Source organism: Microcoleus sp. OTE_8_concoct_300 (genome assembly GCF_031383065.1).
Classification (GTDB): Bacteria; Cyanobacteriota; Cyanobacteriia; order Cyanobacteriales; family Microcoleaceae; genus Microcoleus.
Genome location: NZ_JANMZH010000407.1, coordinates 20,901 through 34,966 on the forward strand (window position 1 = coordinate 20,901; position 14,066 = coordinate 34,966).

At 43.9% G+C, this 14,066-nt stretch carries 15 protein-coding genes; 3 read left to right on the top strand and 12 right to left on the bottom strand.

Annotated features, from left to right (window positions below; all coding sequences use genetic code 11):
• Window positions 1-57 precede the first annotated feature (57 nt).
• Together ACUVJL_RS18860 and pdxA are read right to left on the bottom strand one after the other, a co-directional pair.
• Window positions 58-3,666 carry an OmpA family protein gene (locus ACUVJL_RS18860; RefSeq protein ID WP_445247234.1) on the bottom strand — a complete coding sequence of 1,203 codons (3,609 nt, stop codon included), beginning with the start codon at window positions 3,664-3,666 and terminating at the stop codon, window positions 58-60.
• 124 nt (window positions 3,667-3,790) lie between these two features.
• A complete protein-coding gene (pdxA, locus tag ACUVJL_RS18865; RefSeq protein ID WP_445247235.1) occupies window positions 3,791-4,888 on the bottom strand; it encodes a 4-hydroxythreonine-4-phosphate dehydrogenase PdxA in 1,098 nt (365 codons plus the stop codon).
• Window positions 4,889-6,045: 1,157 nt separating this feature from the next.
• On the opposite strand from pdxA, the gene petM reads away from it, so the two are divergent.
• The 3 genes from petM to ACUVJL_RS18880 all read left to right on the top strand — a co-directional run bounded on the left by petM (window position 6,046) and on the right by ACUVJL_RS18880 (window position 8,713).
• On the top strand, window positions 6,046-6,150 hold the full coding sequence (gene petM, locus ACUVJL_RS18870) for a cytochrome b6-f complex subunit PetM (RefSeq protein WP_190739656.1): 105 nt from the start codon (window positions 6,046-6,048) through the stop codon (window positions 6,148-6,150).
• Between the two features lie 666 nt (window positions 6,151-6,816).
• A complete protein-coding gene (locus tag ACUVJL_RS18875; protein WP_445247236.1) occupies window positions 6,817-7,794 on the top strand; it encodes an SDR family oxidoreductase in 978 nt (325 codons plus the stop codon).
• A 1-nt stretch (window position 7,795) separates the two neighbouring features.
• Window positions 7,796-8,713: an NAD(+) kinase gene (locus tag ACUVJL_RS18880; protein ID WP_445247237.1), complete on the top strand. Its 918-nt coding sequence runs from the start codon at window positions 7,796-7,798 to the stop codon at window positions 8,711-8,713.
• A 187-nt stretch (window positions 8,714-8,900) separates the two neighbouring features.
• Here ACUVJL_RS18880 and ACUVJL_RS18885 read toward each other — a convergent pair whose 3' ends face one another.
• From ACUVJL_RS18885 to ACUVJL_RS18930, 10 genes are all read right to left on the bottom strand, one after another.
• Entirely contained in the window at window positions 8,901-9,101 is a 201-nt protein-coding gene (locus ACUVJL_RS18885) for a hypothetical protein (RefSeq protein ID WP_445247238.1), read from the bottom strand.
• A gap of 205 nt (window positions 9,102-9,306) precedes the next feature.
• The gene (locus ACUVJL_RS18890) at window positions 9,307-9,465 is read right to left on the bottom strand and encodes a hypothetical protein (RefSeq protein ID WP_445247239.1); all 159 of its coding nucleotides are present in this window, start codon (window positions 9,463-9,465) and stop codon (window positions 9,307-9,309) included.
• Window positions 9,458-9,679 (bottom strand): hypothetical protein, encoded by a 222-nt coding sequence (locus tag ACUVJL_RS18895; RefSeq protein WP_445247240.1) that lies wholly within the window; start codon window positions 9,677-9,679, stop codon window positions 9,458-9,460. Before ACUVJL_RS18895 ends, ACUVJL_RS18890 begins: the two co-directional genes overlap by 8 nt.
• 105 nt (window positions 9,680-9,784) lie before the next feature.
• On the bottom strand, window positions 9,785-10,528 hold the full coding sequence (locus tag ACUVJL_RS18900) for a hypothetical protein (RefSeq protein WP_445247241.1): 744 nt from the start codon (window positions 10,526-10,528) through the stop codon (window positions 9,785-9,787).
• 291 nt (window positions 10,529-10,819) lie between these two features.
• Window positions 10,820-11,206, bottom strand: coding sequence for a type II toxin-antitoxin system VapC family toxin (locus ACUVJL_RS18905; RefSeq protein WP_445247242.1), 387 nt, complete (start codon window positions 11,204-11,206; stop codon window positions 10,820-10,822).
• A complete protein-coding gene (locus ACUVJL_RS18910) occupies window positions 11,203-11,442 on the bottom strand; it encodes a DUF2281 domain-containing protein (protein ID WP_445247243.1) in 240 nt (79 codons plus the stop codon). The genes ACUVJL_RS18905 and ACUVJL_RS18910 overlap by 4 nt, the downstream gene beginning before the upstream one ends.
• A 536-nt stretch (window positions 11,443-11,978) precedes the next feature.
• Complete coding sequence (locus ACUVJL_RS18915) at window positions 11,979-13,208, bottom strand: hypothetical protein (protein WP_445247244.1); 1,230 nt, start codon at window positions 13,206-13,208, stop codon at window positions 11,979-11,981.
• Between the two features lie 213 nt (window positions 13,209-13,421).
• Complete coding sequence (locus tag ACUVJL_RS18920; RefSeq protein ID WP_445247245.1) at window positions 13,422-13,628, bottom strand: DUF5615 family PIN-like protein; 207 nt, start codon at window positions 13,626-13,628, stop codon at window positions 13,422-13,424.
• Window positions 13,612-13,755: a DUF5615 family PIN-like protein gene (locus ACUVJL_RS18925; RefSeq protein WP_293186929.1), complete on the bottom strand. Its 144-nt coding sequence runs from the start codon at window positions 13,753-13,755 to the stop codon at window positions 13,612-13,614. The genes ACUVJL_RS18920 and ACUVJL_RS18925 overlap by 17 nt, the downstream gene beginning before the upstream one ends.
• A complete protein-coding gene (locus ACUVJL_RS18930) occupies window positions 13,752-13,982 on the bottom strand; it encodes a DUF433 domain-containing protein (RefSeq protein ID WP_006634608.1) in 231 nt (76 codons plus the stop codon). Before ACUVJL_RS18930 ends, ACUVJL_RS18925 begins: the two co-directional genes overlap by 4 nt.
• Window positions 13,983-14,066: the final 84 nt, after the last annotated feature.

The following is a 14,066-nucleotide window of genomic DNA, read 5'->3' on the forward strand; positions in this document are numbered from 1 at the left end:
GCCCGATGTCCGATTCCCTATCCCCGATGCCCAATTCCCTATTCCCCATTCCCTATTTTAATTGATCACCTCAAATACTACCAATCTGCTCAGCCACAGCGGTTGATTTGCCTCCACACCTTCGGGACGACCCTTAGTAGAAGCAACTTGTATTCTGTTGCCATTTATCCCTTGTTTAACCAAAATACCTTTCACATTGGTCGCCCTTTCCAGTGCCAACTTTTGATTTTCGGCCGGAGTGCTTTTAAAATCGCTGTAGCCAATTATCCTCAAATTCTTCGTGCTATTTCCCTCCATATATTCCTTGACTTTGCTAAGCTTTTGTGCTACGTCTTTCACCTGCAAACTTGCCGAACCAGCATCGAAATACACGCGAACTGCCATTCTTTTTGGCTGCGGTTGAGTTCCTATCATCACTGTATTTGTTACAGACTTCACCCCCGGGATTTTCTCAAAAGCTTGAGTGATTTTCTGAGCATCTGGTACTTGGCTCACACTGCCTGTAACGGCGACTTTTCCCTCTGCATAGCGAGCAGAGATATCAATGCTTTCTACTTTATTCAAAAGAGCTGCCGTCCGCTTGACATCGGCTTCGACTAAAACCGGATCGGGAGGTACTTCAACGGCTATAATTTTATTTTCAATTATTGATTTGGGAGCCGCTTTCTGAGCGATTTTTTCCGCTTTCGATCGCAGCTTTTGATTCGGCACTCGTCCCGAAATCTCGAATATTTTATCTTTAACATCTGCAGCGAGGCGATAAACCGATAACTCCGGAGAAGATTGTAAAGCTAAATTCGTATCTGCTTCTAATCTCGCTTCAACTCCGCTGCGGTATTGATGAATTCCCCAAGGTACGCCAATTAAACCTAACGCTGCCAAACCGATAATTGGTAAAATTGGCAGTTTAGGAGATTTAACTTTTACCTCTGTATCGATTAATTTTTGCAGGTTCGAGTTTAGTTCGGCCGGCACAGTGGCTGGATCGCCGTTAAATGACTGGATTTGATCCCCGTATTCTTGAACAATCTTTTTGAATAGCGATCGCATTTTGTACTTAAACCACTGGCGGGTTTCTCCTTGCATAACTACTGCCAGATAACACGAACCCGCTACTTCCAATACTATCTTAGATGTGCCGTATTCTATAGCATCAATCTCTGCAAAATTTCCCGACTGAGATATACAATCCTTAACCAAAGCGCGAATAGCAGTCAGCATCCCCGCTACCATGTCTGATTCTAGCTGTTCGCGTTCAGACTGCTGCACTGCTGAAATTACTAAGCCCGATTTTGCTTGAATTAAAAAGACAGCTTTTACACTCAGTGGTGTTGTTTCTTTCATCAGCAATTCAGCTTCAGAAATTCCCTGCAATTTGGCTTTAATTTTGCGACTAATTCGCTCGGGACTTAAAGATGATTCGAGTTTTTCATTAATCTCCCGCATCATCTCTGCGAGGTATTTTAAAATCGTGCTGCCGATAATCGGATAAAGTGCATCTGACATAGCTTCTCGTTTGAGATGAATTTGCTGTTTGATAGCGGCGGCCATTTCCGGCGCGATCGCCATTGCAATTTCATCGGGCGCTTCACTGATTCTGTGGCTGATTCCCACAGGAAGAGCCGGCGATATGGCTACTCCCATCGATTGCCTGTTTTCTCGGGTTTTGGTATTAATTATTTCATCAATTATCGGAGTTATGGTTTCGGCAAATGATGTTCTCGACTCCTTAATTGTTTGGAGCATCATTTCGGGAAACATGATTTTAATTCTGGCGATTAATTCTTCCCGATTGCCTCCCCATTCAGCATCAGTAATTTTGCGATCGAGTTCACCTACTTTATCGTTTAGTCGGTAATTATAACCTACAACTTCATCTAACAATGGTAAAATAGATTCGATAACCGACTTTTCTAGCTGGGCGTGATGGCTAACCATCAGCTCGTCAATCAAAGGTTTCAATAAATCTGTAAACAAGTCTGTCGATTCATAAATCCGGTGTTCGATGGCCACAATCTGTTGTTCGATCTTCGCGAGTCTTTGCTCAATCTTTTTATGCTGAATGATTGCATCGACAGTGGGGGCGATCGCAGATTCTATCTCTAGCTTTGCTTCCTCGATGTTTCGGGACAGCATTTCTACAATCACTGGCATTATTCTTGCCATCAACCCTTCTATCTCGGCTAAAACTTGCTGCTGAACTTCGACAATCTTACTTTCATTCTTTAATATTTGTGCTGCAATACCGCTGTTTTGAATAGCGGTGTTGACAGCCGGCGCCATCGCCTCTGTCACCTCTAACTTTGTCTCGTCGATTTTCCGGTTCAGCGACTCAATCATTAAGGGCATCAACCTTGCCATTATTTCTTCCGGCTGAGACTTTTGCTGTCGCTGAAGATTATTTAGTCTACTTTCTACGTCGCTCAATTTTCCTTGAACTTCTCTTTGAAGAATTGCTGATTCTATCAAAGGTTTGATCGCCGCTGCTACCTCTAATTTTGATTCATCAATTTTCCGGTTCAGCAAATCAGTTATGGCTGGCATTAGCATCACCATTATCTCTTCTGGTTTGTGAATTGGCGACTGTTGCGTAGCCAGCCTGCGATCGATGATGTTCAATACTTTTTCTTCTATTTCTACCCAAGCTATTCTTACCTGTACTGAGGGTGCGACAGTTGCTATAACCTCTGATTTTAATTCACTAATTTTGCGGTTCAGCAACTCGCTCACTATCGGCACTAGCTGCTTGATTAAATCTTCTGGTTGCTGCTGGTAACGCTGCTGAATATTCGCAACTCTATCTTCAATTCTTGCTACGTGTTCTTCAACTTTGTTTTGATTGTTAATTACTTGATTAACTGTCGGTGCGATCGCCGAAGCTACCTCTAACTTAGACTCCTCTACCTTGCGGTTGAGCAGCTCGCCCATCACCAACATCAGCCGTTGCATTAACTGTTCTGAATTCGGCAGTTGCTGCAGGTTGAAGTTAGCAATTTGATTTTCCAAATCCGCTATTTTTGTCTGCAATTCGAGGCGATTATTTTTATCATTGCTCGCGAGTTCGATCGCCTTTTTCAATTCAGACTTCAAGCCTTCTAACTCTTCTCTCACTAACTCAGGAATTAACCCTCTCAGTAAATCCATCAACTCTTTCGGTTCAGACATCAGCTTCTCAAAATTTTCTAACCTTTGTTCCACGCTCAAAACATTACTGTAAAATTCCGGCAAATCCCTTTGAAACAGCAGTTGGTGCAACCGCTTAAACTCCTCCACTGCTTGTTCTAATTCTTCCTCCGACGGTCGATATTTTTTTGCTACCTCTGCGGTTCTAGATAAACCGGATTCCTCATTATTGTTTTCTCGTCTTTGAGATGGTATATTTTCATTATTAGTCAATACTTCTGGTACAATCGCCGATGGTTCGAGCAGAAAAGACAATTGATTGCGCCGATTTTCCTCGTCCTTAAGTTGCTCGACCGACTTGTCAGAAAGCGGTAACTTCAGCTTGCTGGGTTCCTTTTTAGATTTCTTCAATAACTGCAATTCACTCAGTATGGTTAGCAATTCCTGAAGTTGCTCTCCAGCTTTAGGACTTGCCAAAGTTGCATCAGAAACCTGTTTTTCTGACTTAGATATTTGGTCTGACTTATCATTAAATGCTGCCATACTGTGCTACCCAAATCTGATTTTAACCGATCGACTCAAATGACCAGCTTGCTTGCCGCCTCGCGCCAGCGAACATCAATAGCAATGACACAATTTTTCGCAGCCAGCGTCAGGCTTACTAAAGCTAGCGCCCTATTTTAGGTGTTGTTCTGCGACTAGCCAACTGGGTCGCCAACTGCAATGCTGCCTTCATGCTGGAGGCATCTGCAATCCCTTGACCTACAATATCAAAAGCTGTGCCGTGATCCGGAGATGTGCGGACAAAAGGCAAGCCAATTGTAGTGTTGACAGCTTTGTCGAAAGCCATCAATTTTACTGGAATCAACCCTTGGTCGTGGTACATTGCCAAGTAACCGTCGTGAGCTTCTGTGGCTAAACCGTACCAAACTTTAGCAGGTTTTACCCACAGGGTATCGGGGGGTACGGGCCCGTCTAACTGCACTTGAGGAAAGCGATCGCGCTGCGTTTCCAACCAAGGTATCATCCAGTCTTGCTCTTCATTTCCCAGTTTGCCATTTTCACCGCTGTGAGGATTTAAGCCAGAAATCGCAATTTTCGGTCTTTCCAGCCCAAAATCTTCCCGCAAACACTCTACCAGCAATTCTAGTTTTTCGCTCAGCAATTCTGGACTCAAAGCATCGGGGACTTGACGGAGGGAAATATGTGTGGTAGCGAGTAAAGTTACCAGCGTCCAGCCACTGTGGGGAGATGTGGCGGCAAACAGCATTCCGAACCGCTGCGATTTTGCCCTTTCTGCCAGGAGTTCTGTTTGTCCGGGATAATTGTAACCTGCCGCCTGCCAGCAAGTTTTGGAAATCGGGCCTGTGACGATCGCGGAGAATTCGCCGGCGATGGTACGGGCGATCGCGCTTTCGAGGTAAGCAAAGCTAGCCGCCCCGCTAGCTGCACTCCCGACACCGGGGACAATTTCGCCCCACTTGCTGTCTGGTTCGATATCAATAATGTTTAATGTTTGGGGATTTGCCGCTTTTGCTGCTGGATTGGTCGATCGCAACTTATCGTAGGTTTGCTGCAACACTATCCTAGAGCCTAGAACCGTCACCTTCAAAGCAGCAGCGGGATCTGCCAATGCCTTGAGAATCACTTCCGGGCCAATTCCCGCCGGATCTCCGAGAGTTACAGCTAGTTTTGATTGCCGATCGAGACTCAAGGCAGTTCTCTCCAACAAAATACAGGAATTTCCGCACTGAAATCTTAGCATTTAGCTAGCTAGTTTGCCAAAAACAGCCGAAAACTCCTTAAAACCTCGCGATTGCGACACAAGGCATCCAAGAACTTAACAGCCGGCTTCACACTCGCTGTTAAGTTCTTGGATGCTGATTGTTGATATAGCCTTTCTCAGTAACATGAGGTGCTCTCGCGGGCATAGGGCATAGGGCATAGGGCATAGGGCATAGGGCATAGGGCATAGGGCATACCTCACTTTTTTGAGAACCGCTATATTATTCGGTTGATACAGAATACCTACCGTCACACAGGCTGTAAAACCGTTGATAGGTTAAACCACGATCGGCAAGTGGAACGATCGAGAAAGAAGTAGTAATGTCGAGTCAACTACCCACACTAACCCGTAGGGTACAGTGTGGGCTTGTGGGAAACCATAAGCTTTGTTGACCGGCCTGAGTTCCTGCTTTCCGGGATCTATGTTATGCCGGTCAAGACACCTTTAAATGAGTGCCAGTTTAAAGCTGTGTCGTCTGAAGTTAAACAGGCTATTGGGAAAAACCACTGCTTGGGACCGAAGAAGCCGGCGATAACTTTGGCGAGGCCAACTTCACGGCGAAAGGAAGAGTAAGACTTAAGTGGCAAAAAGTTATCCTTACTTGCCTATACTTATTTACTTGAGGTAAGTTGACTAGCGATCGCACGCAGTGTTATCTTTACTTGAGAAGCTTTGGCGATCGGAAGATAGCCTACTTATCTTGGGATTAGCCGTCTACCCAACCGCGTTGTCAGTAAACACTAATTATCTAAAGAAAACTTTGGATAAGTTTAGATAAGTTTTACAAAGCAGACAACAATAATGTACATTTTTGTCTGGGATATTAACAAACAGTGTCTAGACCCATGCCATCCGGTATGAGCTAGAGAGTTGATAAAAATTGGATAAAAAAGTAGGGCGCGACACGCCCAAACTCTAGGCCAGTATCCTAGTAAGCTTGATTCAGATCGGTCCGCACAGATTGTCTAAACTAGACTGTTTGGTTGTTACTTTGGTACGGTCAAATAGTTCAGGAATTGCTCGCAAGAGATAGCTAATTTTCAGGTAGGTCGCTGAATTAAGAATCCCCGTCTCTAACACAGCGGAGAGTGTCAAATTATGTTTAATTTTGCGATCGTCAAGGAACTCTAAAATCAATGAACCCTGAAATTTTCAACGCAGCCTTTTTGTCCTTTTCCTTAATTTTCGTCGGTATCGGTGGAGGCTTCCTACTCCTCAAACTCCAAGGCGGCGGAGAGTAAGTCATACCGGACGCAGAAATCGGGTTTTTCTACCATAAAAATCATGCAACCGCCTTGGCAAGATTAGAAAAACCCGGTTTATTCAAATTTAGTCTCAGATTCCTGAGTGATTTAAACACATCGTGGCGAAGACATATAGCCTTTCTCAGTAACATGAGGTACTATCTGGCATAGGGCATGGGGCATGGGGCATGGGGCATTGGGCATACCTCACCACGCGATCGAACCGCTATAAGTATCAAGGCCCAAAGCAAAATTTTTAGCGGCCTATAAATAAATAAACAGGCATTTCGCTCTCGCAGATGTTTTCTTGACTCCGCCCAAAAACGGATAGTTGTGAACGACAGGAGTCGCCATCCGCCCAAAATTTTCGACTCTTGTTCAATATCCCAGATTCATCTGTGGAATAAATCTAAAATCCTTCGACGCTCGCGCGAACCGAAGGTCTGGGCCCGAAGTCTAAAATCTAAAATCTAAAATCTAAAATCGACTGACTCCTGTCTCATCCCGGATGCGGGACGCCTTGGCACATCCCCCTTGCGCCTCGGAGCGCCCCGATGTTTGATTGATGAGAAAATTTCACTTTTTTGTTAAGTTTTTATAAAAAACTGAGAAAGACCTGATACTATTTTATAGAAAGTTTAAGATTCATAAATTAATCCCTAGATGACTTTATTGATTGTAGGTGCCACCGGCACTCTCGGCCGCCAAATAGCCCGCCGCGCCCTAGACGAGGGCTACCAGGTGCGCTGTTTAGTCAGAAGTTACAGAAAAGCTGCATTTTTGAAAGAATGGGGCGCCGAACTCGTACCCGGGAACCTTTGCCAACCAGACAGTCTGCCTCCGGCGCTAGAAGGCGTCAGTGCTATCATCGATGCAGCAACCGCCAGTGCCAGCGATTCTGTCAGCATCAAAAGAGTAGACTGGGACGGAAAAGTATCGCTGATCCAAGCAGCAGCAGCAGCAGGCATCAAGCGTTACATATTCTTTTCGTTTCTCGACGCCGAGAAATATCCCCAAGTCCCTTTGTTGGAAATTAAGCGCTGTACCGAGCTGTTCTTAGCAGAATCCGGTTTAGACTACACAATATTGAGACCTTGCGGCTTTTTGCAAGGACTGCTGAGCCTGTATGCAATGCCGATTTTGGACAATCAGGCAGTCTGGCTGCCCAAGAAGCCGTCCGCCCTTGCCTACATGAACACTCAGGATGTTGCTAAATTTGCCATCCGGGCCCTTTTGGTTCCCGAAACCGAGAAAAAAAGCTTTCCGGTGGTGGGGAATCGCGCTTGGGATGCTGACGAAATCGTGCGGTTGTGCGAACGGCTGTCAGGGAAGGAAGCGAAAATTACGCGCACCCCAGACGCCTTGTTGCAGGCTACTCGTCAATTAGCTACGCTCTTTCAGTGGAGTTGGAACGTAGCTGACAGATTGGCTTTTTCAGAAGTTTTGGCAGCCGGAAAACCCTTGAAAGCTCCGATGGATGAGGTTTACAGTGTCTTCGGAATCGATCCCAAAGAAACTACTACTTTGGAATCTTATCTCGAAGAATACTTTAATCTGATTATGAAGAAGCTCAAGGAAATAGAGTACGAGCAGCTTAAGACGAAAAAACGGAGTAAACAAAAAATGCCCTTTACATTTTAAAGTGCCGAAAGCTGGGATTATATACAACGACGTTAAACCTGTGGCTTGTCGCATCGCCGCAGAGTTGCAAGACAAGCTGACTGCCCGCGGCTGGGAGGTCTGCTCGGTTTCTGGTTCGGGAGGAATTCTGGGCTATTCTAGCCCTTCTCGCCCGATGTGCCACACTCCGATCGACCAACTCGTCCCCCCCGGTTTTGACAGCGACATGGAGTTTGCAGTGGTGTTGGGCGGCGACGGTACGGTGCTGTCGGCATTTCGCCAAGTTGCTCCCATCGGAGTGCCACTGCTGACTGTCAATACCGGTCACATGGGCTTTTTGACAGAAACTTACCTGAACTTGCTGCCGCAAGCTTTGGAAAAGGTAATCGCCGGAGAATACGAAATAGAAGAAAGATCGATGCTGGCGGTGCGGCTGTTTCGGGACAACGACTGCCTCTGGGAAGCCCTTTGTCTCAATGAAATGGTGCTGCACCGCGAACCGCTGACTTGTATGTGTCATTTTGAAGTGGCGATCGGTCAGCACGCATCTGTGGACATTGCCGCAGATGGAGTCATCATCGCAACTCCGACAGGATCGACAGCTTACGCCCTTTCTGCCGGTGGCCCTGTCATCATTCCGGGAGTGCCGGTGTTGCAGTTGCTGCCTATTTGCCCGCATTCAATGGCTTCGCGGGCTTTGGTGTTTTCCAACACTGAGCCGATCAAGATTTTGCCGGCAAGTCCGAACCGCCTGGTAATGGTGGTAGACGGGAACGGCGGATGTTATGTTTTGCCGGAGGATTGGGTGCAAGTCGAGCGATCTCCGTACCAAGCCCGCTTTATTCGGGTGCAATCTTTTGAGTTTTTCCACATTTTGCGGGAAAAATTGGGCTGGGGTTTGCCTCACATTGCTAAACCGAGTTCCGTTGAGTTGCCTTGATAGTTGTTGTTGACACTCCCCGGCCTAAAGGTACGGGGATTGTTGGCTCAACCAGTTGGCTTGCTCGTAGATATCATATCAAGTCCTAACTGTGGGAGCTCGCAATCATAATCACTCCAAACCGCAATTCCCGTTCCCGTTTTTCAGCGATTGAAGGGATTTTGATTTCTTTATCTGTTGATAAATCCTAGAATAAAGCAGCAATTAGTGTTGGTAATGTAGGGCGACATTTATCCACCGGAATCGTTGATTCTCGATCGAGCTTCCGAATCATCTCCAAGCTCAGGCTGCGTTTGCCAGATAACGGTATAGTTGGAGTGTCTTCATTTCTATTCACTCTGCTTAGGACGGATTTCAAATTCTGAACGTGTCCGGAAGAAACAGACATCAAACTCGAAGAAGAAATTAGCTTGCCCCAAAATCAAAGGTACATTGGTTGCTTGTGTCCAGGCAAATGCCAGGTTAAGCGTTGGGAATGAACTAACTCGAGCATTAACAACGACTGCGCGGGCTTCAAATCGAGCCAAATTCCCAGCCAATACGATTGAGAGTGTCTCATTTTCCCAGACTAAGCCCAGTTGTAGCCCTAACTCCTATGGCAAAACATTAACGCTTGCGCCTGTATCTAATAAGCCCTCAGCGTTCAAAGATTGACCGTTCAGGCTGAGTGTCAATGGCAGATACGGCATTCGATCGACCATGCCAAGACTGGTGTCAATGATTTTGTAGGGAAATCTCTGAGCGTCAATCATTCTGTTCTTGTTGTTTTGTCGTCAGAAGATTCATTAAAACATTGGCAGCCTCAGAGCAATTGTAAGGCGACCAGACCGGATACTCTCGATCGGCAACAAAAAAGTTTGTAGCATTTTCTTCTTTGACCAGTTCTGTTGCCAGAAACTGCATCAGCCGAAGCTTGTCAATTTTTGAAAGTTCCTGGATCTGTGACATTAGTTCAGCTAATAGCATTTGAGAATCTCCTCGTTTGAGGTTTGGTGAAAAGATTGGATCTACTAGCTTGTTGCATGGTGCGCGATCGAAGCGTGTCTATTTATTCTACCAAGTTTCTGTAGGTCAAGCTCTCGATCGAGCTTCCGAATCATCTCCAAGGTCACGCACTACACGACAATAATTATTAATGCTATTACCTATATCAAAAACTAGGTCAATTACTTTTTCTCTATAATCCATTACGACAACCTTACATGGAGTCTGAGGAAAATCACAACCCTCATAAATGAAGGGATCGAGTCTGTAGCCTAGATCCATTAAAATACCACTTTTAAGATGAAAATAAAACTCGGTATCTAAAAGACTACGATGTTTAATTGTATTTACGAATGCAGCAATGTATTTAAACTCAGCCGAAGCAATAAGATTATCAGCTCCTTTGATTATTTCAGCTATAGATTGACTTCTAACTACATCGAGAGAGCTAAGGGCAGTCAGTTTATTTTTGATATTATGGATAGATATTTGTCTGCTAACTAAATACTCTGATTCAGCCTGTAAAGGCTTTAGAACTATGACATTGATAACATGTGCGAGAATATCAGCTAGTGAATGTAGATTTGTCGAAATTGACTCAGTATATATCTCAACTTCAAGCTGAGAGGAGCGTAGAGCTGTAGACTCAAAATTCGTTGGTATTGATTCATCCGATGCACTTAGACGCTGAACAAGAAACATAATACGGTCAATTTTATTCTTGACTGCTTTTACGTACACCTCTGCTTCACTTGCAATGCCTGTAGGACATAGCTGAGGAATTTCTTGCGCTTTCCATACCATGTTACTCATAAAAACTCTAACAGCCAAACCTATGTTTTCTATCTAACTTATAATTGTATCGCAGTTGCGGTACAATACTGGATATAGTCGAATTATACCGCAGCTCAAGGATGTATGTCAACCCCTTCTTACTCCCATCATAATCTCCTTTCCTAGATCAAGTTCGCTGCACGATTCGGCTCAAACACTTAAGCCGTCGTACCAAAAAAAGCTATCTTTATTAGATTTTAGATTAGAGAACATTTAGAGTCGATCTAACAATGTTGGGATTATCTTCATTGTGTTCTCGATCTTTGCAAAATCTTAGCCTATGTCAGTTCAATTCCCAATGTCATATTGATATATTTTTAAGCCTTGGATAAAGCGAAAATCTTTGAGGTTTAGGGTATAAAGGCTAATGTTATGGGTTAGGGCGGTGGCGGCAATCATGGCATCGGGAATTGTGAGTTTATGGCTTAGGGAATATTGCGCCATGAGTAGGATGAATTGCTCTGAGATGGGTCGATCGATGGGAATATTTTGAAGTAAGTCGAGGTGTTTTTGAATGCGGTTTAGTTCGTTTTTGTTGAGTGCGCCATAGTACAGTTCTGCTCTGGTGATAATGCTAATGGTTAAGTTCTGGCTGCCGATTTGCCGTAATTCTTGAATGATGGCGGTATTGTTTTTATAGAATTCGATGAGAATATTGGTGTCACACAAAATCATTGGTTTTCTTTACACCATGCGTCTTTGCGAATATCGTCTAGGGTGATATTTTTTCCTTCCCAGATTCCGGCTAGCTCAAAAAAGGATTGTTCTTGATTGGAGTCATCTTTTTTTGGTTCTATCGTTTTAGTTTGGCTGGCTTGAAATTCTAGAAACTCGATAAATTCAATAACTTTATTGCGTTGTTCGGGGGAAAAATGTTGGATTTTTTGGATTGCCATTTCTAGGGTTAACATGGGTTTCTCCTTGGTTATTTTTGGTACTATTTTAACGATTTACACAAACATCTTTTTTTTGGATCTACTAGCTTGTTGCATGGGTGCGCGATCGCAGCGTATCTATTTATGCTACCAATTTTCTGTAGGTCAAGCTCTCGATCGAGCTTCCGAATCATCTCCAAAGTCAGGCAGCGTTTACCATATAACGACCGTGTTCAGCGGCGGCAGACAGGTTAGAGCACCCACCGATAACCTCTGTTCTGTCCGCACCAACGCAGTGTTAGGCGGGCTTCAACAACTTAACTAAAAACCCAATAGAGCCTTTTGAACTTCCTCCGGTGAGACTTGAACTAGATTTTCAGTCGTGACAGGTTTGTACTGGTGACTCAACTCAATCATTCCGCCAACAGCGTTTACAAGCCTAAGTTGACGATAGAAAGACGGATTTGACCATACCGGCCCTTCAAGAACACCATAATCGTTTGTACCTTTAATTTTGTAAAAGGGTTTACTCATTTCTATCTAATCCTATTTACTGTTGATTGAGTTTTCCATTATTTTTGATTTTTTGAATAGATATCTTGAAATGATTCAAAATCTATTGCTATAGCACTCGTCCCCTGGTTTGCCAAACGGAGTTCCTGACAAATAATTGTATAAATTGCTGGAGGAAATCCCCCAGGAAACAGCCATCTTGTACCTCCATCTTCCATTGTCACAATACCTGAGATATTGGGATACCTATAACCAAGCTCATTTCTTATAATATGTCTCGAGAGTTCCCTACTATGTGTAAAACCTAAAGGACGCAGATCCTTTAGTAGTCGATATAACTCATAAGCCTCCGCTGTATCTAAGCGGCGATACCTCCTAGCTATTTTTAGAATTTCATCAACCTCCGCTGCATCTAAGTCATACTTCTTAGCTATGCTTAGAATTTCATAAACCTTCGTTATATCTAAGCCATACTTCTTAGCTATTCTTACAATTTCATCAACCTCCGCTGTATCTAAGCCATACGTCTCAGCTATTCTTAGAATTTCACAAGCCTCCGCTGTATCTAAGCCATACTTCTTAGCTATTTTAACTATGCTTGCAATTTCATAAGCCTCCGCTGTATCTAAGTCATACTCCTTAGCTATTCCTACAATTTCATAAGCCTCCGCTGTATCTAAGTCATACTTCTTAGCTATTCCTACAATTTCATAAGCCTCCGCTGTATCTAAGTCATACTTCTTAGCTATTCTTACAATTTCATAAGCCTCCGCTGTATCTAAGTCATACTTCTTAGCTATTCTTACAATTTCATTTTGGAGTAAAGCTTCTGCTTCCCTGCGTCGCTCCTCCTCTGCCGCTCTAAGCTGACTCTCTAAGTTATCTCGCTCAACACTTAGTTCATGTCTGCCATCAACTCCAACCAACTCTATCGTTACAAGGTCAAGCCAACTAGGTTTTCGAGAGCCTATATTTTTCCAGATACTCTCTACTTTTTGGATCAAACCACCTAATTCCTTTGTGTAACTTTGAGGGATATGGTTTGCGTTTAGCCAAAGCTTACTAACTTGTTCGCCTTTTTCGGTGGTTTCAATTTCATACCAGAAATTGACTGTTTCAAAAGCTTCGCCACTGTCCAGTTTTTGAGCTAATTCAGGATGTTTTCTCCTGATTTTTTTAATATGGCAGAAAACTTTTCCATCAGGATTAAAAAAAGTACGACCGACAAATCCAAATCCTCTATCACGATTCCAATTGTAGCTTTTGATACTGCCGAAGTCTATTGTCATAAAGCTAATTCTCTATATAGCCTAATAATACCGCAGATCTAGGATGTAGGTCAACCCGTTCTTACTCCCCATCAGAATCTCCTTTCCTCGATCGAGTTCGCAGCACGATTCGACTCAATCACTTAAGCCGCCGCACTGAAAAAAGCTATCTTTATTAGATTTTAGATGAGAGAGCATTTAGAGTCGATCGCACACCCTCGGCGATCGGTACAATTATGATAAAGCAAGCAGCGATAAACTCTCATCTTCATAAAATAATTCGATCGCGTTAAAATTCCGACGCAGCAAATTTTCAATTTGCAATGTCGAACAGTTTCCCAGGCGAAGCCAAATAACTTTCGGTGGATTCCCAAATACTAAGCTCAGGTCGTGCATATCCGCGTCTTTCGAGACAATCATCAAATTATTGTATGAATGCATAATCCCAAACTATTGGGTCGATCGTTGCTTTCATTCCCACATCTCGAACGTGAAGCGAATTTGGGAAAATATCGCTCAAACGATTCGGCAACTTGGGCGACAAGTTTTCATCAAAAAGTAATTTCATGCCGATAAGGTGGCGGTCATAAACCTACGCTCGCGGTCAGCAGCATAAGCAATGCAGGCTTTTAAATCTTCTCGCGTCAAATCTGGAAAATCGTCGAGAATTTCTGCTTCGGTCATCTCGGAAGCCAGGTACTCAAGCACTTCATAAACCGTAATTCGCAAGCCGCGTACACAAGGCTTACCACCGCGTTTATTTGCTTCGATCGTGATGTGGTTTCGGTAGTTCATAGTTGGAATTTTTGAGAATCTCCTCGTTTGATGTTTGGCGAAAAGATTGGATATACTAGCTTGTTGCATGGGTGCGCGATCGAA